We start from the raw sequence: 20,655 nt of genomic DNA, 5'->3' as shown, positions 1-20,655 counted from the left end.
TCCGGAGCAATCTGAAGAGCAGCCGGACACGGCCAACCACAGACATCAGAACAACGAAAGCTGGTAGAGGACAATGCACATCACCCGCACCCGGATCATCCCGCTGGCCGCGACCGCGGCGGCGGCCCTGGCCATCGTCGCCGCCCCGACCGCGGCGGCCGCCACCCTGCCCACCGGATCCTCCGTCACCCAGAGCAACGGCAACGCCCAGATCGTGGCGACACCCGGCCCGGCGGCGCAGGAAGCCGGGCAGTTGCAGCAGCCGTTCGGCGGCGACTACGGCTTCCTGTTGTTCCGCAACCACTGACCTGCCCTGCCCCCACCCTCCCGTCCGACCGAAAGCGAGCCCCGATCATGAAGAACTCCCTGAAGCGCATCACCGTGTGGTTGTCCATCGCCGCGGTCGGCGGGGCACTCGTGGTGGCGCCTGTCGCCGCCGCCGACACCAACCCGACCGTCCCCTCCGGTACCGATTCCTACAGCCAGTACCAGAACGGCGAGCACAACTCGAACGCGCCGGCAGGCCACATCGACCAGTCGTTCTGACACGTCGGTCAACTGGCCGCCGGCGCGGTCCCGACCGCGGTTAGGGTTCGATGACCGAACCAGGTGACCAGACGGGAGGCGGCCGATGAATCCGGCACGATGGAATCCGGCTGTCTCCACCCCGCCGTGGTACGTCGGGCTGCTGGTCGCCACCGGCCTGATCGCCGGCGAGGTCGGGGTGGTTCGGCTTCTGCGAGACCCGCCGCCGCACAGCACCTACGCCATCGTGTTCATGTTCGGCGTGCTGATCATGAGCGCGGGCTGGGGCCTCGGTCTGTCGCTGCTCACCACTGTCGCCAGTGCCGTCGCCTACCTGCAGGTGCATCTGGACGGCGGCCCGCTCCTGCCCCTCAAGCCGATCGACGTTCTCACGCTCTCGGTGTTCCTGCCCATCGCCGGGCTCGCCAATGTCCTTGGCTGGCAACTCCGTACCCGCGCCCGTGACGCGCACCAGAGCTGGCAGGTCGCCAGCGCGGCCACCGAGCGCGTGCGCGAACTCGCCGACCAGCAGGGCGCACTGCGACGGGTCGCGACCCAGATCGCCGAAGGCAGGTCGCCGTCCGACGTCCTGTCGGGTGTGGCCGATGAAGTCGCCGCGGTGCTGCATGTCCGCAACGCCGGGCTCGTCCGGTACGAGTCCGAGGGCACCGCGACTCTTGTTGCCGCACACGACGAACCGGGACTCACCACGATCGCCGTCGGGACCACATTCGCCGTCGATGGCGACGACGTCATCGCGATGGTGCGTTCAACCGGCGGTCCCGCGCGCAAGGACACCCACGACGACGCCGGCGGTTCGACGGCGGCGCTCGTCCGTGATCTCGGGCTACAGGCGTGCGTCGGCGTACCCATCACGGTCGACGGACAGCTCTGGGGCGCAATGATTGTCGGCACATCCGGTCCGGACGCGCTCCCCGCCGACACCGAAGACTGCCTGAGGGACTTCGCCGAACTCATCGGCACGGCCATCGCGAACGCGCACGCGCGCGCCGAGCTCGTCGCCTCCCGGGCCCGTATCGTCACCGCTTCCGACAACGCGCGGCGCGGTATCGAACGCGACCTGCATGACGGTGCCCAACAGCGGCTCGTCACGCTGGCCCTGCAGGTTCGAACCCTCCAGATGGCGATCCCGGACGATCCCGCCGAGCTGCGTTCCCGCATCGCCGGCATCGGCGACGGCCTGCGCACCGCGAGCGACGAGCTGCGCGAACTCGCGCACGGGGTGCATCCGGCGATCCTGTCGCGCGGCGGACTGCGTCCGGCACTGCGTGACCTCGGCCGGCGCGCGCCGTTGCCCGTCGAGGTCGACGTCGATGTCCCGGTGCGGCTGCCCCAGGCCGTCGAGATCGCCGCCTACTACACCGTCGCCGAAGCTCTCACCAACGCCGCCAAGCACGCGCAGGCGTCGGTGGTCACCGTGCACGTCGACACCGACGCGACATCGTTGCGCATCACGGTCACCGACGACGGGGTCGGCGGCGCGTCCCTCGACGCCGGTAGCGGCCTGCTCGGTCTGGAGGACCGGGTGGCCGCCCTCGGCGGCAAGTTGCGCCTGTCCAGCACCGCCGGTGTCGGGACCACGCTCGTCGCGGAGATGCCGCTGAAAGAGACCGCCGTCGCCGGCACAGATGGCAGCTAGCAGGAATGCCCGGACGCCATCACCCGGGAGACAATGCAGTCATGACGAACCGCCAATCTCTGCGATGCGTCATCGTCGACGACAACGCCGACTACCTGGCCGCGGCGACGGCACTCCTGCGGCAGGGCGGTATCGACGTCGTCGGCACCGCGCAATCCATCTCGGACGGGCTGCACACCGTCGAACGACTCCGGCCGGATATCGCGCTGGTCGACGTGAACCTCGGTGAGGAGAGCGGCTTCGACCTTGTCGCGCAACTGAACTCCCACGCCGGCACCGCCACCGTGATGGCCATCCTGACCTCGACCTTCACCGACCTGCCCGTCGCCGACCTGAGTGACTCACCACCGCGGTTCCTGCCGAAACTCGATCTGTCGGGCGACGCGATCCGCGCCCTCATCGCCTGACTACACCGAGCAGCCGAAACGGCCCGGCTCCCGCCAGTGTCACCCCTCGATACCGCCTTCTCGTCGAAAAGCCTTGGAAGGCAGAAACACTGATCTGGTGGAGCCGGGCCGGTCGCCGGGCGCGCGATCAGAGAGGCTGATCCAGCGCGCCGGCAGTCGGGTCGGCTTCGTCGTGGTCTGCGGCGGCGACGGGTGCCATGGCGAGAGCTCCGACGGCGGCGACAGCAGCCAGCCAGGGCGCGAAGTGCTTGACGGTGATCTTCATGGTCGGTGCTTCCTTTCAGGTCGGCGGCCCGGTATTGCGGAGTGTTTCCATCGTCGGGTCTGACCTGCACCTTTGTCGCTCCTGCAGGCACCCGTTGTGTCGTTGCAGCTACCTGGAAGACGACGGCGATCCGTGAAGTCAACGACGAGGTGCTCACGGCCACCGCGATTGAAGCCAGGTACCGTCTGAGGCCGTCCGAGGTCCCTGAGTTCAGTAGCCGACGGCAGATCGCCACCGTGATTGAACTCAGGGACACTGCCGGGACCTGATGACGGGCACGAGCACGCGCCGCCGCAGGTGAATCGCCGCATGGCACGGGGTCCGACGCTGACTTATCATCAGCATCTGCGGCAACCTACCGAGGCGGCGACAAGGTGGAACAGAAGCAGCACTACGTGGCCATCGGCCGCGGAGAAGGTCTGGTCGCCCGATTCGGCGACGTGCTGACATACCTCCCCGATGGCGCCCGGGCCCGCCCGCTCCTGCAGCTGCTCGCCACCGTCGCGCCGCAGGCATTGCCTCAGGCGCTCGCCGGACTAGCCCACGGTCCGGACTCCGACACCGTGCCGGCGTTCGGCGCGCTGGTACCGGCCGGCGACAGTCTGCACCTGATCGTGCGCGGCGAGGTGATCGCCGACGTCGAGGCGGGCGGCGGTCAGCGGCGTCTCGGCAGTGGCGGCCGGCCGCTGGTCGACGAACCGGTCGCGCCCTGGTTCGACCGGATCACGATCTGCGGCGCCGCAACGACATTCGTACCCTGCGCGGATACCGATCTGGTCGCCGGCGTGGTGCCCGGCGGCGGCTTCGTACTGCAGTCGATACTCGCGCGGTCCGCCGCGCAGCAGGCACCTCAGCCGGCCCCCGCGACCACCCGCGCCCGTCCGGTCACCGGAATCCTGACCGCCGATGACGGCGCCGTGTACCCGTTGGACCGCACGTACATCATCGGCCGCAATCCGCTGATCGACCCCGCGGTGGTGAGCGGGGCCGCATCGCCGATCAACCTGCCCGACGACCCGCAGGTGTCGCGCGTCCACGCCTATGTGACCGTCAACGGCGGCATGGTTCTGGTCCGCGACGCGCAAACCGTCGGTGGGACCCACATCGCGGCGCCCGGAGACCAGACCTGGACGCAGATCGGCGACCAGCCTGTCGAGTTGCTACCTGGCTGCTACCTGCGGATAGGCCAGAAGATTCTCACCTACCAGGTGCCGGCCCAGAGTCAGTAGGCGAGTCTGTCGGCATCGGACAGAATGGCCCAGTTCCCCGTCCGCAGCACCCCCAGCGCCACCGGACCGACGCGGCGCTGCTCGCGGACCGCTTTCTGCGCGGCCGCGAGGTCGGCCGGGTGGTGGCCCAGCACCGTCGCCCCGACCGCGCGGCCCTTCGACACCACCAGCCTGCGGTAGGACGGGACCGCCGGCCGATCGATGACCACCACCTCGTCACCTGCGCCGGGGTCCACCGGGCCGATCGAAAAGAGCTCCAGTTCAACACCTTTGAGGATCGTCGGCGGCGTCTCGACCGGCACGGTCCGGTCGCCGCCCAGCGCGTTGACCGCCGCCGCCTCGGCCTGTTCGGTCGCCACCGGCCACAGGCCGAGCACGCGGCCGCCGTGCTCGGCGACATCACCGGCGGCGTAGACGCCGGGTACCCGGGTCTGCATGCGGTCGTCGACCACGACCCCTTTGCCGACGGGTAGGCCTGCGTCCCTTGCCAATTCGATGTTGGGACGGATGCCCGTGGCGGCCAGGAACAACTCGCACGACAGGATGCGGCCGTCCTTGAACCGCACGCCGGTGACGGCGGGGGCGCCACGCACTTCCGCGGTTTCCGCCTTGTGCGCGATGGTGATGCCGGCGCGGGCGAAATGCTCGGCCACGAGCTGCGAGCAGCGTGCGTCGATCTGCTTGCTCAGCAGCCGCGTGCCGCGTTCCAAGACGGTCACCTGCAGCCCGAGTTGGTGCAGGCAGTATGCCGCCTCGAGCCCCAGCAGGCCGCCGCCGGCCACCACGGCGTGCCGGGCCCGCCGTTCCTGCACGTACGCGCGGATCCGCATGGCGTCAGCAGCCGAACGCAACACGACGCTTCCGGGCCGGTTCAGGCCGGGAATGTCGGGTACCGCGGCGCTGGACCCCATCGCCAGGATCAGCCTGTCGTACGGCAGCGTCTCGCCGGTGCCCAGCCGCACCACCCGCGAACGCAGATGGATGCCGGACGCCCACGTGTTCAGCCAGGCGGTGACCCCGTGGTCGTCGTACCACTGCTCGGGCAGCAGGTACAGCCCCTGCATCGCCGACCGGCCGTACACCAGTCGCGAGATGCCCATGCGGTTGTACAGACCGTGCGGTTCGGCTCCCACCAGATGGATTTCGCAGTCGGGGTGGCCCCGGCGCAGGAAGTCCGCGGCCGTCACCCCCGCGATGCCGTTGCCGATCACCACGATGCTGACGATCGAGCGGTCATAGCTGACCGGCCCGCTGGCCGCGGTGTCGGCGCGCTCGGGCGTAAGTGACACCGTGACACCGCCATCATGGCCGCGCTGGATCCGGGCGCAGCACGCCATCCTGCTGGACTTGCCCAGGCCCAGCCGGTTCAGCGTCTTGAGTTCGTCGGCTTCCGCCGGCGACAGGCAGCTCATCCCCGCGACGATCGACACGGGGTCGGCACCACACACGCCCATCCGGCAGCCCGCCTCGATCGGCTGTCCGCTGCTTTCCGCGACGTCGAGCAGACTCATCCCGACGTCCGCCGCGACGGGCTCGGCGTCTGACTCGAAACGCACTCGCACAGCGCCTGTTTCGCCGGCGTCGCCGCCAGCGCGCGCCGGCACCTTCGGCTGGTTCAACAGCACCGGTTCGGGCCGCGCGCCGCTGACATACGCGAACTGCAACTCGCTGACCCGCGTTCGGGCCAGCCACCACACCGTCAGCAACGCGATCGCCACGATGATGGGCCACCGCAGCCACGGCGCGTCCACACCGGTGATCTGCCGCACCGAGTCGGCGATGATGGGACCGGAGAACCAGTAGTACGAATTGATCGCCACGGCGGCGAAGATCGCCGTCACCATCGCCTGACTCAGCGGCGTGACGGCCTGCAGCACATAGCACAGCCCGACACTCACCAACACGAAAAGCGCCAGCACACCGTACTTTTCGGTCGCCATACCGCCCTGCTGGGCATGCACGGTGAAGAAGCCGATGATGAATCCCGGTAGCGCGGCGGCGAACAGCACACGCGGCGCACTCCACCGCGGCTCGGGGTCCGCCATGTCGGCCTGCCAGGCCGCCCGGGGTTTGAAGTCGTAGCAGTTCTTCGCGCAGCCCAGACAGGACTCACAGTGACTGTTCGGCGAGGTGACGTACGGCGTCTGCCCATACGTGCGCTGCAGCGGCAGCAGCGGGCAGATGCTGGAACACCAGCCGCTCTTGCCTTTGAGCAGAAACCCACCGGCGAACGCCGACGCGATGATGACGGCCAGCACCACGCCCATCGCCGGTCCGCTGCGGTCCAGGCCGGCCAATCGCGCTCCCGCGATACCGAAGAACAGGCCGGCGGCGATCAGGAAGCTGTTGCGCGTCCACCGGCCGGGCGCGGTGGCCGCCCGGCTGAACCCGGCCACCCGGGGCAGTTGATTCGACGCCGACAGTGGGCAGATATTGCGCCACACCCCTGGCGCGATGAAGAACAACGCCGGCCACAGCGGCACGATGACGCGGAAGAAGACGAACAGTCCCGCGGCCGGCCGGACGAACAGTGTCACCACCACCGCGAGATACGCCAGTACGCTGATGACCCGGATCCCGAGCCATGTCCGGCGCGAAATCTTGTGCGGCAGTTCGGCATACGACGGGAACAGGTCCCGGGTTCCGGTCGGATCGATGCCCAGGGCCCGCTCGGCCAGCCGCAGCCCCGCCGGCCGGACCTCGGCCGTCGCGGCCGCCGGGACCGGGACGTCGACGAGCTTGATCACCTGCATGGTCCGGGTGGGGTCGTGGGCGGCCGTGGCGACCGGCGCCGGCTCCCCACTCGACAGCTTCGGAGCGTGTACGACGAGAATCTCCGTGCGTCCCAAGCGGATCACGTCGCCGGTCGACAGCGTGCCCCGTCCGGTCAGCGGCACCCCGTTGACGGTGCTGCCATTGCTGCTGCCGAGGTCGACGACCGACAGCGCCGTCGGCGTCGGAACCAGGCGCAGATGGCGGCGGGACACCTCACTGTCGGCGAGGTTGACGCCGTCGCACTCGCGGCCGAACTGCACCGGCCTGCTGAGCGTCATCCGGCGAGCGGGCCGGCCCCATTCGCGGATCTCGATCACCGGCGGCTCAGCCATGGTCAGCTCCCCGAGAACTCGTCACCACGCAGCGCCCGGATGATCTGGGCGAAATCGCTGGTGGTCAGCTTAAATCGGCCGGCCCGAGTCCGCCGCCCGATCGGCACTTCCGGAACGCAAATCGCAGTCAGTCCCCGGTGCGTACGAACTTGTCGGTGAAATCGCCACCCTTGCATTCGCCGCCGGTCGAAGTGTTGGTGCCTCGACCCTCCAGCGTCGGGATCGGATCCTGAAGATCGGTCGGTAGCGGATATTCCGCGATGATCTTGACGTGCGTGGTCCCCCCGAGCGCGCACGGGACGGTGCCCTCCTCGGTACGCGTCCACTTACCCGCGGCGAAGATCAGCGTGACCACACCGTCCATCGCGTGGAAAGCGCTGATGCACCGGTCTCCCGTGCGCAGGCACTGCGTACGGACCTGCAGATCCGGCGCCCCCGGGCCGAAGCCGCCGACCGTGTACACGATGTTCTCGTGGTAGCGGCCGTGCAATGTCGAGGCCGGTGATGTGGTGCGCGGCGGCAGACCGGCGGGGTCGGACACGCCGCTCAACTCGCCGTCACCGGTGCGGGTGAAGGTAACTGTCCGCTTCACGCTGCTGCAGCCGTTGACGGCGCTGCGCGTCGTCTCACCGGTCAAGGTGCCGTCGGGCTTGGGGGTCAACGTGAAGACCACCCACACCTCGGTCGGCGCCTCACCCGGTGCGTCGGTACATTTCACGGCCCCGGTCCCGACGGCGACCCAGTCGCCCGAGATCTGGTCGAACGTCATGTTCGACACCACGGGGACGGCGCTCTTTCCGGTGTACGACGCGTTGGCGATGCACCCGTTGGCGCCGCACGACGACCGCACGTCCCATTGGCCCGTGATCGCGGGTCCGCCGGGGATCGCCGTGCCCTGGAGATCGGTGGCCGGGCCGTATTCGGCGCGGTACCTGCCGCTGAAGCCGGTACCCGCGGCTGTCGGCGACATGGTGTGCGTCGGCGGCGTCCCGATCGGGTGGTCGCCACCCCCGAACAGTTGCACCCCGGCGAACACCACGCCGGCGACGACCAACAGGGCGACCACCGCCAGGACCGCAATGAGCGCCCCGGACCGTGACGACCGCGGCGGTGGCGAGGTGAACTGCTGTGGCGGCAGGTTCAGCGGCTGCGGTGCGTGCCGTGTGGACGGTGGGGGTGCCGGCGCGGCCATGGTCTGCTGATTGCGGAAGTCGTTGGTGGCCATCGGCATTGGTTGGCGGGACTGCTGCTGCAGGGCCTGCGCGAACTCACCGCAGCTGGCGAAACGCGCCGCAGGCGTCTTCGACATGGCCCGCGCCAGGACCGGATCCAGGCCACGGAGTTCGGGCCGGTGCTCCCCCAGCGACGGCGCCGGTGCGGTGACGTGCTTGGTGATGACCACCGCCGGGTTGCTGTCGGCGTACGGCGGGTTCCCGGTGAGGAGCTGGAATGCCGTGCACGCCAAGGCGTATTGATCCGTGCGGCCGTCCATCCCCTCGCCCCGGAGCTGCTCCGGCGCCGCGTACGCGACCGTCCCTACCGCCATGTTGGTCGCGGTGAGCCCCGCCGAGTCATTCATGGGCCGGGCGATCCCGAAGTCGGCGAGGTAGATGCGGGAGGTCTCGGCATCCAGCAAGATGTTGGCCGGCTTCACATCTCGGTGCAGCAGCCCCCGCCGGTGCGCATGGTCCAGCGCCGAGGCCACGGCATGGATGATGGGGAGCGCCACCTCGGGCGGCATGCCGGCGGGATAGTGCTCGCGCAGCAGCTGTGCGGCATCGGTCCCGGCCACGTAGTCCATCGAAATCCAGAGCTGGCCGTCGCACTCGCCGCGGTCGTGGACGCCGAGGATGTTGGGATGCGACAGCGTGGACACCAGGTCCGCTTCGCGCAGAAACCGCGGTCCGTACTCCGGATCCGACGTCAGCTCGGCCGACAGCACCTTCACGGCGTCCAGCCGCGGCAGACGCGGATGCGAAGCGAGGTACACACTGCCCATCCCGCCCGCGCCGAGTTTCCGCCGGATGGTGTAACCGGCGAAAACCTGACCCTCGGTGAGCAACACGGGCAAATCGTAGGCCCGCCGTGGTGTCGATGCAGGCAACGTCGACAAATCCGCCCAGCGGACCAGTTCGGTCCATCGGGGCCGTGATCTCGATACAGTCCGACGATGCACGCCGCCCTGAACCGTCTCGCCGATGAATTGCCCGACGGCGCGCTGATCACCGATTCCGACATCATCGAGCGCTACCGCCGGGATTCGGCAGCCGATCCGCACGCCGGCACCCCCGTCGCCGTGGTGCGTCCCGCCAGTACCGCTGACGTTCAGCAGGTGTTGCGGTGGGCCGCCGAACACCATGTCGCCGTGGTGCCGCGCGGCGCCGGATCGGGCCTGTCCGGCGGGGCCGACGCCGTCGACGGTTCCGTCGTGCTCAGCACCGAACGGATGCGGGACATCCGGATCGATCCGGCCACCCGGACCGCGGTGGTGCAGCCGGGCCTGACCAACACCGAGGTCAAGCGCGCGGCCGCCCAACACGGCCTGTGGTATCCGCCGGACCCGTCGTCCATCGACATCTCGTCGATCGGCGGCAACGCAGCGACCAACGCGGGCGGTCTGTGTTGCGTGAAGTACGGCGTCACCGGTGATTACGTGCTCGGCATGGAGGTGGTGCTGGCCGACGGCACGGCGCTACGGCTCGGTGGCCCGCTGCTGAAAGACGTTGCAGGACTGGCGTTGACGAAATTGTTCATCGGGTCCGAGGGCATTCTGGGCGTCATCACCGAGCTCACGCTGCGGTTGATCCCGGCGCAACCGCCCGCGTCGACCGTGGTGGCCCTGTTCGACTCCGTCGAGGACGCCGCCAACGCGGTGGTCGCCATCACCGCTGAAATCCGGCCGGCGATGCTGGAATTCATGGACCACGCGAGCATCAACGCCGCCGAGGACCACATGCGGATGGGTCTGGACCGGTCCGCCCGGGCCATGTTGTTGATGCAGTCCGATGCGCCGGGAGCCGCCGCGGCGGAAGTGGCGACCATGGTCAGCAAATGCGAGAAGTGTTGCGCCACAGAGGTTTTCGCCACGGACGATCCGGCCGAGGGAGCCGCGTTCACCGCCGCCCGCCGCGGCATGTTCGGCGCGGTCGAGAAGCTGGGCAGCTTGTTGCTCGAGGACGTGGGCGTCCCGATCCCGCAACTGCCGGCGTTGGTCACCGGGGTCGAGGACATCGCCGACACCTGCGATGTGCAGATCTACATGGTGGCGCACGCCGGCGACGGCAACACGCATCCGATAATCGTGTACGACCCCACCGATCCCGACGCCACCGACCGCGCCGAGCGCGCGTTCGCCCGCATCATGGAGCTGGCCATCGGGCTCGGCGGCACCATCACCGGCGAGCACGGCGTCGGACGCCTCAAGCGGGACTGGCTGCCCAATCAGTTGGGCGACGACGTCATGGCCCTGACGCGGCGCATCAAGGACGCACTCGATCCACAGGGCATTCTCAATCCCGGTGCGGTGCTGCGCTAGTCACCTCGACGTGCGCCCGGACCCGTCCGGCGTCGTCACACCAGCCCTTGCTCGCGGCGTATGCCAGCATCCCGGCCAGATTCTGCCGCCACGCGTCGTCGTCACCGCGGCCGGCCAGGGCGGTCAGTACATCCGGCGCAACCCAGGCGTGCTCGGGCACCTCGACGACCACCTTGAAGGCCGTGAAGTCATCCGGTTCCCGCACCTCGACTGCTGGTGGGACCTCGGTGGGGTCGATGTGCAGGTACATCCGCGCTCCTTTGTCGACAGTCGCCGCCGATTGTGGGTGCGATCACCGGTCACCGACCGCGCCTGTCCCACCCCGTGGTGTGAAAAGTCGATCTCACGTGCGCGTCGCCTGGCGGTAACCATCGGTCCGTACAGTCGCTGGCATGTCCGAAGAACCCACGAGCCTCGCCGAGCAGACCTTCCGGGATCTGCTCACCGCGGCCATCACGCGGGGAGAACGGCCGCCACCCACCACGATTCTGGGCCCCACCTGCTGGATTGCGCTCGACGCGCTGGCCCGCGAGCACCCCGATGCCACGCCCGAACGCGTGGTCGCCGCGTTCGACGCGTTCGCGATCGAGCACCAGGCCACCGACCTGGTCGAGATCGACGTCGAGGCCGAGGTTGATCCCACGACCACGCGTGCAGCCGAGTACGCCGCCATCGACGCGCTGGTGGCGCAATTGACCATCACCTATCCGAACATCGACCCCCGGACCGTGACGGCCGTGGTGCGCCGGATCCACGCCGATTTCCACGATCACACAGTGCGGGACTTCATCCCGCTGTTCGTCGAGCAGGCCGCGCACCGCAAACTCGCCTAGACCGACCGGCTTCGTGACCGGCACGACCCTGGCAAGGTAGTGCCCGTGTCCACTCACCTGACCGACGAAGAGGCCCTGCTCGTCGAAACCGTGCGCGCGTTCATCGACCGCGACGTCAAGCCCACGGTGCGCGACGTCGAACACGCCAACACCTACCCCGAGGCGTGGATCGAGCAGATGAAGCAGATCGGCATCTACGGGCTGGCCATCCCCGAGGAATACGGCGGCTCCCCGGTGTCGATGCCGTGTTATGTCGAAGTGACGCAGGAACTTTCACGCGGCTGGATGAGCCTCGCCGGCGCCATGGGCGGGCACACCGTGGTGGCCAAGCTGATCGGCCTGTTCGGCACCGAGGCGCAGAGGCAGACGTACCTGCCGCGCATGGCCACCGGCGAGCTGCGCGCAACCATGGCCCTCACCGAACCGGGCGGCGGCTCGGATCTGCAGAACATGTCGACCGTCGCGCGCCGCGATGGTGACGACCTGGTGATCAGCGGGTCCAAGACGTGGATCAGCAATGCGCGCCGGTCGGGCCTGATCGCGCTGCTGTGCAAGACCGATCCCACCGTCGAGCCACGGCACAAAGGCATTTCGGTGGTACTCGTCGAGCACGGCCCCGGGCTGACGGTGTCACGTGATCTGCCCAAGCTGGGCTACAAGGGCGTCGAATCCTGCGAGCTGACGTTCGACGGCTACCGCACGCCCGCGTCCTCGACCCTCGGTGGCGAGCCGGGCAGGGGTTTCGGTCAGATGATGAAAGGCCTTGAGACGGGCCGGATTCAGGTCGCCTCGCGGGCCCTCGGCGTCGCCACCGCCGCGCTGGAGGACGCGCTCAAATACGCGCAGGAGCGCGAGAGCTTCGGTCTGCCGATCTGGAAACACCAGTCGGTCGGCAATTACCTGGCGGACATGGCCACCAAACTCACGGCCGCGCGCCAGCTGACGCGGTATGCCGCCGAACGCTACGACAGTGGCGAGCGCAGCGACATGGAGGCCGGCATGGCCAAGCTGTTCGCGTCCGAGATCGCCATGGAGATCGCGCTCAACGCCGTCCGAATCCACGGTGGCTATGGCTATTCCACCGAATACGACGTCGAACGCTACTTCCGCGACGCCCCGCTGATGATCGTCGGCGAGGGCACCAACGAAATCCAGCGCAATGTCATCGCCGCGCAGTTGGTCGCCCGTGGTGGGCTGTGATGGATAAGGGACGCGCCGGCAACGTCATCGGGTTCGTCCTCGCCGCGGCAGTCGTCGGTGCGTTGACCGGTCTGACGGCAGGCAGCTTCCGGGCGCTGCTCGACTACGCGACGCAGTGGCGCACCTCGCTGTCGCACTGGTCGCACGGAAGTTGGTGGGGCCCCATCGTTGTCGTGGCCATCTGCGCCGTCTGCACCGCGGTGGCCGCGTCGTTGGTCTGCCGTGTGGAACCGCACGCCGAGGGCAGTGGCATCCCCCGCGTCGAGGCTGTCGTCGCCGGCCGCGCCGAGCCGGGCCGCTTCAGAATCCTCCCGATCAAGTACGTCGGTGGGTTGCTGTCCCTCGGGTCCGGCCTCGCCCTCGGGCGCGAAGGACCGTCGGTGCAGATGGGTGGGTCCATCGCCATCATCGTCTCCTCGGCGACGCGGCGCTCCCAAGCCGACCTTCGCGTCCTCGCCGCCGCCGGAGCTGCCGCCGGCTTGGCGACCGCGTTCAACGCGCCGATCGCCGGCGGTGTCTTCGTCCTGGAAGAACTCGTCAAGCGCTTCGACCCGCGCACCACGGTGGCCACCCTCATCGCGTCCGCGTCCGGGTTCATGGCGGCCCTCCCGTTCGTCGGCTCCGGCAGTGAATTCCAGGTGCCGCCCCTGGCCGATCCGCAGCTGGCCGGCTCCTGGTGGGTATTGGCCGTCGGCGTCATCGCCGGCGTGCTGGGCGTCCTCTACAACAAGGCCATCATGTTCGGCCTGCGCACCGCCGACACCAGCCGGTGGCCGGTCGAGGTCCGGGCCGCGCTCATCGGCGCCGGTGTCGGGGTACTGGTCTGGTACTCCCCCGACCTTGCCGGTGGGGGTGACCAGCTCACCCAGGAGGCGCTGCTCGGCCACGGTGCCATCGGTGCCGTCACCGCGGTGCTGGTGCTGCGGTTCATCCTCGGTGTCGTCTCGTATGCGGCGGGCACGCCCGGCGGTCTGTTCGCGCCGATGCTCGTCCTCGGCGCCGATGTCGGATTGATCGTCGGCCTGATCGCGACGCAGCTGGCGCCGCATTCAGCACCCGCCCCGGCCGCACTGGCCCTCATCGGCATGGCGGCGTTCTTCACAGCCACCGTCCAGGCGCCGGTGACGGGACTCATCCTCGCCACCGAGCTCACGGGCAGCACCAACCAACTGCCGCCGATGCTCGGTGCCTGCGCGACGGCGCTGCTGGTCGCCATCGCGCTCGGGTCCCGCCCGATCTACGACCTGCTCACCGACCGGGCCGCCGCCGCGACCGCGACGCCCTAGTGTCCTGCGCCGTAAATTAGTTGATTAATTGTAGAATTGGCGGGTGGGAACCAGGGGTAGGCCGGTAGTCGAGTTGGTGTTGACCGACGACGAACGTGAGACGTTGCAGCGGTGGGCCCGTCGATCGAAGTCCTCGCAGGCGTTGGCCCAACGTTGTCGGATCGTGTTGGGTTGCGCGGCAGGGAAATCCAACAAGGAAGTCGCCGCTGATGAAGGTGTGTGGCCGCAAACGGTCGGCAAATGGCGTGGACGGTTCCTGGAGGCGCGACTGGAGGGTCTGGCCGATGAGCCGCGTCCTGGTGCGCCGCGCAAGATCACCGACGAGGCGGTCGAGCAGCTGATCGTGGCCACGTTGGAGCGTCAACCCAAAGGCGCCACGCACTGGTCGCGGTCTTCGATGGCGGCTGAGACCGGGTTGTCGAAGTCAACGGTCGGACGGATCTGGAAGTCGTTCGGCCTCAAGCCGCATCAGGTGGACACCTTCAAGATCAGCAACGACCCGCAGTTCGTCGACAAGGTCCGTGACGTCGTGGGGTTGTATCTGGACCCGCCGGAGAAGGCACTGGTGCTCTGCGTCGATGAAAAATCGCAGATCCAGGCCTTGGATCGCAGCGCGCCGGTGCTGCCGATGATGCCCGGCATGCCCGAGCGCCGCACCCATGACTACGTGCGGCACGGAATCACCACCTTGTTCGCCGCCCTGGATGTGGCCACCGGCGAGGTCTACGGCTCGATTCACCGCCGGCACCGCGCGATCGAGTTCAAGAAGTTCTTGACCAAGTTGGACAACACCGTGCCCGCTGACCTGGACGTCCATCTGATCTGCGACAACTACTCGACGCACAAATCGCCGACAGTAACCAAATGGCTTGCCGCCCATCCCCGATTCCACATGCACTTCACCCCGACCTACTCGTCGTGGCTCAACCAGGTCGAGCGGTGGTTCGGGTTACTCACCGACCAGAAACTGCGCCGCGGCGTTCACCGCTCAATTCAGGCCCTCGAGAAGGACATTCGCGAGTGGATCGCAGACTGGAACGACAACCCCCGCCCGTTCAACTGGACCAAGACCGCCGACGAGATCTTCGAACGACTCGGTTCATATCTTCAACGAATTCCCGGCGCAGGACACTAGCTCAGCGCAGGTTTCCGGCGTATCTGCTTGCCAGCGCGCCGATTTCGATGAGCCACAACAGGGTGTCGCGGGCAGTCTCCTCGAACGGCCGGGCGACGATGCCGAGGTCCTCGGTGGTGGGCGACGTGTCGAAGCGGGTGTCGCGTTCGGCGAGTTCGACGGTCTCGACGTCCGCCGGCAGGTGCACGCTGTCGGGCAACACCTTGTTGAACAGCTCCACGAACCGGCTGAAGGGCTTGGCCACGATGGACGGTGTGGTCACGAACGGCAGCCACCGTCCGGTGATCTTGTGCAGCGTGCCGTGCATCAGGTCGCCGGTGAGGTGATGCCCGGGCACCACGTAGCGGCGCGGACCTCGGCCCGGCACCAGGCATGCGGCGACCACATCGGCAGTGTCGCGGACGTCGACATAGTGGGCACCGCCCGTCGGCCACACCGGAAGCCAGCCCTTCACGATCCACGCGAACAGCTCGGACTGCGTTCCCAGGTATGGATCGTGCGGCCCCAACACGCCGCCGGGATACACCGCCACCACGGGCGCCCCGGTCGACTGCAGCGCCCGAATCTGTACCTCTGATTCACGTTTGGACTTGGCGTAGGGCCGGTCGACGTCGCCCAGCGGCAGGTCGGGCCCGCCGCCGTCGCGGCAGGTGAGGGCCACCGTCGACGAGATGTGCACGATGGGATCCAGGCCGTGCTCCACCGCACCGCCCACCACCAATTCCGTTGCGCGCAGGTTGGTCCGGGTGATCTCGGCGGCCCGGCGCGCGTCGAGACTGAATACCGCAGCGGCGTGCACGACGGCGTCCACGCCGTCGAGTCCCGCGGCGACCACCTCGGGGTCCAGCACATCACCGACGACGATGTCATCCACCGAAACACCCAGCGGTTCAAGCGATATCGACACCTGCTCGGCCCGGCGCACCAGCATCCGCACCTCGTGTCCGTCCCGGATCAGCGCGGCGACGATATGCGCACCGACAAAGCCCGTCCCCCCGGTCACCAGAACCTTCATCGTCCGTCCTTCCCAGGGACTCGCCGGCCATTGTCGCCCGCACCCTATCCCCGGCCAGCGATCATTCGCTGGAAAACAGGATCACGCTTCGGCGTCGGTATCGACACCGCCTCCGGTGACGACCTCCTTGAGCGTCTCGACCGCGTGCCGGCCGATGTCGACGGAGTTCTGAACGATTCCGGAAATACCTTCTGTGACTTCGCCTCTGATGATGTCCGCGGCATTGTCGACGATGTCCGACGCCTTCTCCACGGAATGCACGGCGACGTCGCGTGCGGCGTCGAACGAGTCCTTGGGGTTGAGCGGCATCGCGGCCTCCTCCGGTTGTCGGTTAGCCAAGAGGGTAGACAGCGGTCCAAGAACAAGTTGCGTGTTTGCCCCCGAGACTGAGTTTGTGTGTCAAATCGGGGCGGAATGTGGCACACAAGCCCGTGTTCGCGGCGCCACTTCCCTGCCACGATGAGGAGTGCGGCATGGTGGACGGATGAGCACCGAGTGGGACTCCGTGGGCCGGGCGAACTACGTGTTGTTCACGAGCTACCGCAAGGACGGCACTCCGGTGTCGTCGCGGGTCTGGATCGCCCCTGACGACGGCAAGCTTTACTTCTTCTCCGAAGTCGGCGCGTATAAGGTCAAACGTATACGCCGCAATGCCTCAGTCACGTTGCAGCCCTGCGATGTTCGCGGCAAGCTCACGCCGGGAGCGCCCGCGGTCGAGGGCACCGCGCGGATCCTCGACTTCGCGGACAGTCCAAGAGTGCGCAAGATCATGAACCGCAAGTACTGGCTGTTGGGGCCGCTCAGCGAGTTCGGCGTTTGGATCACCCGGCGTCAGCAAGCGTCGTTCGCCATCGAGATTTCTCCCCGCAGATAACCAACCCGCCGCGAGCCACCCGCGCGTCGTGCGTCTGCCCGGCAGCCAATTGCCCGGTTGTTCTAGCGGCGCCGATCACGTTCCCGGCGGATGCGGTCGCTCACGATGCGCTCGACCAACAGCGGGACGAACGCCCGAATACGAGCGTCCACGAACTGCATCGCAGCCTCCCGGCACCAGCCCATGATCTCCATGTCCCGCGCACTGTCGTGGCGCCCCTCTCGAAGAGCAAGTTTCGCCGCAACCCCGGTGATCCAGTCCGGACGCGCGGTGTTGCAGCCCGGCTGATGTAGCACGGTCATGGCTGCGCCGCCGACAGCTCGATCGAATTCTGTTGACGGGCGGTAACATCACCATTCGGTACGCGATGAGATGGCCGGACGAACAACAGCGTGCAGTCCGAACCTTTCAAGGTCTTGCGCATATCGTCACTGGTCAGTTCCGCCACCAGTTCCGTGTCGTCGCCGGGCACGATGACGAGCTGGTCGATGCACGCACTCTGCCGTAACAAGTTGCCCAGATGTCCCGGCATCGCCAGCGTGACCGACTCGAGATGAGCGTTGGCCGCGGCTCTCAGGTATCGCGCCAGAGCGACATGCACCGGATGCCTGACATCGGCCGGCTCACCCGAATGCGACCAGGGCTCCAACATCAGGACCGGCGCATCCCGCCATGCCGAGTCCGCCTTGGCAGCCTTGAGTACGGCCGTGGCGGAGGCTGATTCGTCCAGTACGGCCACGATCCATTTGCGATGGTCGAACTCTCGGTGTGTCCGGCGGATGATCGCTACCGTGCCCGGAGCGTTGCGGGCCAGCTCGACGGCCGTGGATCCGCGGGGTGCATCCGGCGTGTCGTGCGTTCCGCGGTCGCCGACGCACACCAGCGCCGCACGGCGGGATTCTTCGGCAAGGCAGTCAGCCGGACTGCCGGAGAGTATCTCCGACTCCAGCTTGACGTCGATGTGCGTGTCGGCCACCGCTTTCCAGGCCTTGTGCAACGCGTGCTGCGCCCGGTGGATGCTCTGCTGACGGTCAGGTTCTTCCGCGTCGATGACGTGGACCAGCCGCAAAGTGGTGTCGCGGCTCGCCGCCTCGAGTGCAGCCCACCGGGCCGCACGCCGCGCATGTTTGGACCCGTCGATACCGACCACGACCGGATTGACTGTTGCCTGGGTGTTCATCGGAAGTCCTTGTGCCGTAGTGGTCCGGAGATCCGTCGATCTCCGAAGACATCTGACCGCACCGCCTGCACCGGGCCTAGTGTCGAAGGTCCCTGGGGAGGTCCGAAAAATGCTCTGCCGGGAAAGCTGCGGCGGCTGCGCTACTGATGACTTCCGACCCTGTGCGCAGCGTCCACACCGCCGCAGGCTTCAAGGTGCACGTCCCTGCTGCCGTGAAGGACGCCTCATGACGAAAGCCACCATTCCCCTCGCGGAAATCGAAGGTGCGGTGCTTCTGGCCTGCCGGGCACCGTCGATCCACAACAGCCAGCCGTGGAAATGGGTTCTCGAAGCCGCCACGCTGAAGCTGTACCTCGATACCGACCGGCTGCTCACCACCGACCGTTCAGGGCGCCAGGCACTGTTGAGCTGCGGCGCGGCATTGGATCATCTCAGGGTGGCGATGGCCGCAACCGGTTGGACCACCAAGGTCGACCGCTTTCCCGATCCGGACAACCATCAGCACCTCGCGAACATCCGCTTCCGCCCGGCCCGCGACGTCACTCCGGCACAACGGCGGGCAGCGGACGCAATATTGAGCCGACGAACCGACCGACTTCCGTTCGGCGCCGTCGACGACCGGAAGGCACTGGAAAATCTGCTGCGGCAGGCGGTGGGCAATCGCCCCACCCGGATTGACGTCCTGGCCGCCCAGCAACGCACCGAACTGGCTGAGGCGTCACACCTGACCGACGTGCTCCGGATGTACGATGCCACCTATCACGCCGAATTAGATTGGTGGACCGCCTCTTTCGAAGCCACGACCGGCGTCCCGCACAGTGCGTTGATCTCGGCCGCAGAAAGCGACCGGGTGGACATCGGACGCTCTTTCCCGGTGATCCATGCGCGCGAGCGACGACCACACACCGGCGATGACCAGGCCGTCGTGGTGGTCGTCTCCGCTCTCGGCGACACCCGCGAGGACGTCCTGGCGTGCGGCGAGACATTGTCGACAGTGCTGCTGGAAGCCACCGTCGCGGGCCTAGCCAGTTGCACGCTCACCCATCTGACCGAGCACCCGGCCACCCGCGACATCATCAGCACGCTCACCGGTCACCCGCTGCCCCAGGTGTTGGTCCGCATCGGCACCGCCCCAGCCCTGGAGGACGTCCCGCCACCGACACCGCGACGCCACCTGACGGATGTCTTCCGCTTCCGGCCACATGGCCCTGACGATCGGAAGTGACGACGGAGCACCGGGTTCGGCAGCCCGCTTCCGCATCAGTCGGCCCGCTACGCACAGCGCGGCGGCAAGCGCGAAACCGGTAGCCGGCTGCATCTTCATGTGATCGACGATGGCACGTCACCTCGGCCGTTCACTAGGGCACATGGACCCATGGTCGCGGTCGAGCGGCCTGGCTCAAGAGGTCACTGTGACCGGTGACTAGGGACCAATGCCCCTGCCGCCGACACCGCCATCACACCTACCGTCGACGAATAGTCAGCTCGGTGGAGTCAGGAGAGTGTGGAGATGTACAAGTCAGCTTCACCGTCATCGGCCGTCGTGGTCGGCATCGACGGCTCGCGGTGGTCGGTCGACGCTGCCTTGTGGGCGGTCGATGAAGCCGTCAGTCGCGATGTGCCCCTGCGCCTGCTGTACGTGGTCGAGCCACGGGGTCATGGTGCCGTCGATCCTCAGCAGGAAGCTCAAGACCTGGCGTGCGCCGACGTCTCCGTGCGGCGCGCGCTGGTCGCGGTGGAGTCCACCGAGAAGCCGGTCAAAGTGGAGTGGGAAGTACTGCAAGGGCATCCCTCCCGTGTCCTGTTGGACGCCAGCCGATCTGCCGATCTGCTGTGTCTCGGCTCGCTCGGCATCGCGCATGCCACGGGGCACCGACTCGGTTCCACCGCGGCGACATTGGCCACGTCCGCACCGTGCCCGGTGGCCATCGTCCGTAGCGGCAACCACCATGGGGTGATGCAGCCCCGGCACGTCGTTGTCGAGGTCGATGAAAGTCCCGACAGCGCCGTGGTTCTCGAGGCCGGGATCAGCGAGGCCCGGCTGCGCCGGGCGCCCCTGACGGTGCTCGCGGTGCGGCAGACGGCACCGTCGGACGGACGGGACAAAGTGCACGACGAAGGCGTGCAGGCACGTCTGGACCGACGTCTGGCCCGGCACCGCCTGGCCAACCCGGACGTCGAGTTCAACCCTGTCGCAATCCGTGGTTCTACGATGAATTATCTTGATCGCCAAGCCGATTCGATCCAGTTGCTGGTGATCGGCAGACATCGCAGACCTGGGATGGGTGAGATCGTGGGAACCGCACGTTCGGCCTCGCCCCAGGTGAACTGCACGGCACTGATCTGCCAACATAATCAGCGCCTGTAGCCGGAGCCTGGCCTATCGTCATGGACAGGACGTCAA

The 20,655-nt window shown here is 67.7% G+C and carries 21 protein-coding genes; 13 read left to right on the top strand and 8 right to left on the bottom strand.

Going from position 1 to position 20,655, the window contains the following annotated elements:
• Positions 1 to 73 precede the first annotated feature (73 nt).
• The 4 genes from ACJEIK_RS13280 (at position 74) to ACJEIK_RS13265 (ending at position 2,592) form a co-directional block, all read left to right on the top strand.
• Positions 74 to 307, top strand: a complete 234-nt coding sequence (locus tag ACJEIK_RS13280) for a hypothetical protein (RefSeq protein WP_135355983.1) — start codon at positions 74 to 76, stop codon at positions 305 to 307.
• Positions 308 to 354: 47 nt separating this feature from the next.
• Positions 355 to 546, top strand: coding sequence for a hypothetical protein (locus tag ACJEIK_RS13275; protein WP_061001384.1), 192 nt, complete (start codon positions 355 to 357; stop codon positions 544 to 546).
• A gap of 85 nt (positions 547 to 631) precedes the next feature.
• The gene (locus ACJEIK_RS13270) at positions 632 to 2,185 is read left to right on the top strand and encodes a histidine kinase (RefSeq protein ID WP_135355984.1); all 1,554 of its coding nucleotides are present in this window, start codon (positions 632 to 634) and stop codon (positions 2,183 to 2,185) included.
• A gap of 41 nt (positions 2,186 to 2,226) precedes the next feature.
• On the top strand, positions 2,227 to 2,592 hold the full coding sequence (locus ACJEIK_RS13265; protein ID WP_061001386.1) for a two-component system response regulator: 366 nt from the start codon (positions 2,227 to 2,229) through the stop codon (positions 2,590 to 2,592).
• Positions 2,593 to 2,719: 127 nt separating this feature from the next.
• Here the strand turns inward: ACJEIK_RS13265 and ACJEIK_RS13260 are convergent, their stop codons facing one another.
• Positions 2,720 to 2,857 carry a hypothetical protein gene (locus tag ACJEIK_RS13260; RefSeq protein WP_167837936.1) on the bottom strand — a complete coding sequence of 46 codons (138 nt, stop codon included), beginning with the start codon at positions 2,855 to 2,857 and terminating at the stop codon, positions 2,720 to 2,722.
• 374 nt (positions 2,858 to 3,231) lie between these two features.
• On the opposite strand from ACJEIK_RS13260, the gene ACJEIK_RS13255 reads away from it, so the two are divergent.
• On the top strand, positions 3,232 to 4,086 hold the full coding sequence (locus ACJEIK_RS13255; RefSeq protein WP_135355985.1) for an FHA domain-containing protein: 855 nt from the start codon (positions 3,232 to 3,234) through the stop codon (positions 4,084 to 4,086).
• Here ACJEIK_RS13255 and ACJEIK_RS13250 read toward each other — a convergent pair.
• Together ACJEIK_RS13250 and ACJEIK_RS13245 are read right to left on the bottom strand one after the other, a co-directional pair.
• On the bottom strand, positions 4,080 to 7,193 hold the full coding sequence (locus ACJEIK_RS13250; protein ID WP_135355986.1) for an FAD-dependent oxidoreductase: 3,114 nt from the start codon (positions 7,191 to 7,193) through the stop codon (positions 4,080 to 4,082). The genes ACJEIK_RS13255 and ACJEIK_RS13250 overlap by 7 nt on opposite strands.
• A 127-nt stretch (positions 7,194 to 7,320) precedes the next feature.
• Complete coding sequence (locus ACJEIK_RS13245; protein WP_409431583.1) at positions 7,321 to 9,258, bottom strand: serine/threonine-protein kinase; 1,938 nt, start codon at positions 9,256 to 9,258, stop codon at positions 7,321 to 7,323.
• A gap of 105 nt (positions 9,259 to 9,363) precedes the next feature.
• On the opposite strand from ACJEIK_RS13245, the gene ACJEIK_RS13240 reads away from it, so the two are divergent.
• Entirely contained in the window at positions 9,364 to 10,728 is a 1,365-nt protein-coding gene (locus tag ACJEIK_RS13240) for an FAD-binding oxidoreductase (RefSeq protein WP_409431582.1), read from the top strand.
• Here the strand turns inward: ACJEIK_RS13240 and ACJEIK_RS13235 are convergent.
• Positions 10,703 to 10,978 (bottom strand): hypothetical protein, encoded by a 276-nt coding sequence (locus ACJEIK_RS13235; RefSeq protein ID WP_133427567.1) that lies wholly within the window; start codon positions 10,976 to 10,978, stop codon positions 10,703 to 10,705. The genes ACJEIK_RS13240 and ACJEIK_RS13235 overlap by 26 nt on opposite strands.
• Before the next feature lie 142 nt (positions 10,979 to 11,120).
• Between ACJEIK_RS13235 and ACJEIK_RS13230 the strand changes: the two genes are divergently transcribed.
• The 4 genes from ACJEIK_RS13230 to ACJEIK_RS13215 are packed head-to-tail and all read left to right on the top strand — an operon-like array spanning position 11,121 to position 15,182.
• Entirely contained in the window at positions 11,121 to 11,561 is a 441-nt protein-coding gene (locus ACJEIK_RS13230; RefSeq protein WP_135355989.1) for a three-helix bundle dimerization domain-containing protein, read from the top strand.
• A gap of 45 nt (positions 11,562 to 11,606) precedes the next feature.
• Positions 11,607 to 12,761: an acyl-CoA dehydrogenase family protein gene (locus ACJEIK_RS13225; protein WP_409431581.1), complete on the top strand. Its 1,155-nt coding sequence runs from the start codon at positions 11,607 to 11,609 to the stop codon at positions 12,759 to 12,761.
• On the top strand, positions 12,761 to 14,047 hold the full coding sequence (locus ACJEIK_RS13220) for a ClC family H(+)/Cl(-) exchange transporter (protein WP_409431580.1): 1,287 nt from the start codon (positions 12,761 to 12,763) through the stop codon (positions 14,045 to 14,047). Before ACJEIK_RS13225 ends, ACJEIK_RS13220 begins: the two co-directional genes overlap by 1 nt.
• 43 nt (positions 14,048 to 14,090) lie before the next feature.
• On the top strand, positions 14,091 to 15,182 hold the full coding sequence (locus tag ACJEIK_RS13215) for an IS630 family transposase (RefSeq protein WP_036429724.1): 1,092 nt from the start codon (positions 14,091 to 14,093) through the stop codon (positions 15,180 to 15,182).
• A 1-nt stretch (position 15,183) separates the two neighbouring features.
• Here ACJEIK_RS13215 and ACJEIK_RS13210 read toward each other — a convergent pair whose 3' ends face one another.
• Positions 15,184 to 16,197 (bottom strand): NAD-dependent epimerase/dehydratase family protein, encoded by a 1,014-nt coding sequence (locus ACJEIK_RS13210; protein ID WP_409431579.1) that lies wholly within the window; start codon positions 16,195 to 16,197, stop codon positions 15,184 to 15,186.
• 81 nt (positions 16,198 to 16,278) lie between these two features.
• Complete coding sequence (locus ACJEIK_RS13205; protein ID WP_061001395.1) at positions 16,279 to 16,506, bottom strand: hypothetical protein; 228 nt, start codon at positions 16,504 to 16,506, stop codon at positions 16,279 to 16,281.
• Between the two features lie 175 nt (positions 16,507 to 16,681).
• Here ACJEIK_RS13205 and ACJEIK_RS13200 point away from each other — a divergent pair, with 175 nt between their 5' ends.
• On the top strand, positions 16,682 to 17,071 hold the full coding sequence (locus ACJEIK_RS13200) for a PPOX class F420-dependent oxidoreductase (protein ID WP_409431578.1): 390 nt from the start codon (positions 16,682 to 16,684) through the stop codon (positions 17,069 to 17,071).
• Between the two features lie 62 nt (positions 17,072 to 17,133).
• Here ACJEIK_RS13200 and ACJEIK_RS13195 read toward each other — a convergent pair whose 3' ends face one another.
• On the bottom strand, positions 17,134 to 17,373 hold the full coding sequence (locus ACJEIK_RS13195; protein WP_064858858.1) for a three-helix bundle dimerization domain-containing protein: 240 nt from the start codon (positions 17,371 to 17,373) through the stop codon (positions 17,134 to 17,136).
• A complete protein-coding gene (locus tag ACJEIK_RS13190; protein ID WP_409431577.1) occupies positions 17,370 to 18,251 on the bottom strand; it encodes a universal stress protein in 882 nt (293 codons plus the stop codon). The genes ACJEIK_RS13195 and ACJEIK_RS13190 overlap by 4 nt, the downstream gene beginning before the upstream one ends.
• A 226-nt stretch (positions 18,252 to 18,477) precedes the next feature.
• Between ACJEIK_RS13190 and ACJEIK_RS13185 the strand changes: the two genes are divergently transcribed.
• Together ACJEIK_RS13185 and ACJEIK_RS13180 are read left to right on the top strand one after the other, a co-directional pair.
• Entirely contained in the window at positions 18,478 to 19,476 is a 999-nt protein-coding gene (locus ACJEIK_RS13185) for an Acg family FMN-binding oxidoreductase (protein WP_061001399.1), read from the top strand.
• A gap of 285 nt (positions 19,477 to 19,761) precedes the next feature.
• The gene (locus ACJEIK_RS13180) at positions 19,762 to 20,619 is read left to right on the top strand and encodes a universal stress protein (RefSeq protein WP_064858876.1); all 858 of its coding nucleotides are present in this window, start codon (positions 19,762 to 19,764) and stop codon (positions 20,617 to 20,619) included.
• Positions 20,620 to 20,655: the final 36 nt, after the last annotated feature.

Source organism: Mycobacterium sp. SMC-16 (genome assembly GCF_046250085.1).
Lineage (GTDB): Bacteria > Actinomycetota > Actinomycetes > Mycobacteriales > Mycobacteriaceae > Mycobacterium > Mycobacterium phocaicum.
Note: the sequence above shows the minus strand (reverse complement) of the source record. Positions and strands in the feature narration are given on the sequence as shown.

Coding starts and splice junctions, on each gene's coding strand:
- ACJEIK_RS13280 (WP_135355983.1), top strand. CDS start 74: ATGCACATCACCCGCACCCGGATCATCCCGCTGGCCGCGACCGCGGCG.
- ACJEIK_RS13275 (WP_061001384.1), top strand. CDS start 355: ATGAAGAACTCCCTGAAGCGCATCACCGTGTGGTTGTCCATCGCCGCG.
- ACJEIK_RS13270 (WP_135355984.1), top strand. CDS start 632: ATGAATCCGGCACGATGGAATCCGGCTGTCTCCACCCCGCCGTGGTAC.
- ACJEIK_RS13265 (WP_061001386.1), top strand. CDS start 2,227: ATGACGAACCGCCAATCTCTGCGATGCGTCATCGTCGACGACAACGCC.
- ACJEIK_RS13260 (WP_167837936.1), bottom strand. CDS start 2,857: ATGAAGATCACCGTCAAGCACTTCGCGCCCTGGCTGGCTGCTGTCGCC.
- ACJEIK_RS13250 (WP_135355986.1), bottom strand. CDS start 7,193: ATGGCTGAGCCGCCGGTGATCGAGATCCGCGAATGGGGCCGGCCCGCT.
- ACJEIK_RS13240 (WP_409431582.1), top strand. CDS start 9,364: ATGCACGCCGCCCTGAACCGTCTCGCCGATGAATTGCCCGACGGCGCG.
- ACJEIK_RS13235 (WP_133427567.1), bottom strand. CDS start 10,978: ATGTACCTGCACATCGACCCCACCGAGGTCCCACCAGCAGTCGAGGTG.
- ACJEIK_RS13230 (WP_135355989.1), top strand. CDS start 11,121: ATGTCCGAAGAACCCACGAGCCTCGCCGAGCAGACCTTCCGGGATCTG.
- ACJEIK_RS13220 (WP_409431580.1), top strand. CDS start 12,761: ATGGATAAGGGACGCGCCGGCAACGTCATCGGGTTCGTCCTCGCCGCG.
- ACJEIK_RS13210 (WP_409431579.1), bottom strand. CDS start 16,197: ATGAAGGTTCTGGTGACCGGGGGGACGGGCTTTGTCGGTGCGCATATC.
- ACJEIK_RS13205 (WP_061001395.1), bottom strand. CDS start 16,506: ATGCCGCTCAACCCCAAGGACTCGTTCGACGCCGCACGCGACGTCGCC.
- ACJEIK_RS13200 (WP_409431578.1), top strand. CDS start 16,682: ATGAGCACCGAGTGGGACTCCGTGGGCCGGGCGAACTACGTGTTGTTC.
- ACJEIK_RS13195 (WP_064858858.1), bottom strand. CDS start 17,373: ATGACCGTGCTACATCAGCCGGGCTGCAACACCGCGCGTCCGGACTGG.
- ACJEIK_RS13190 (WP_409431577.1), bottom strand. CDS start 18,251: ATGAACACCCAGGCAACAGTCAATCCGGTCGTGGTCGGTATCGACGGG.
- ACJEIK_RS13185 (WP_061001399.1), top strand. CDS start 18,478: ATGACGAAAGCCACCATTCCCCTCGCGGAAATCGAAGGTGCGGTGCTT.
- ACJEIK_RS13180 (WP_064858876.1), top strand. CDS start 19,762: ATGTACAAGTCAGCTTCACCGTCATCGGCCGTCGTGGTCGGCATCGAC.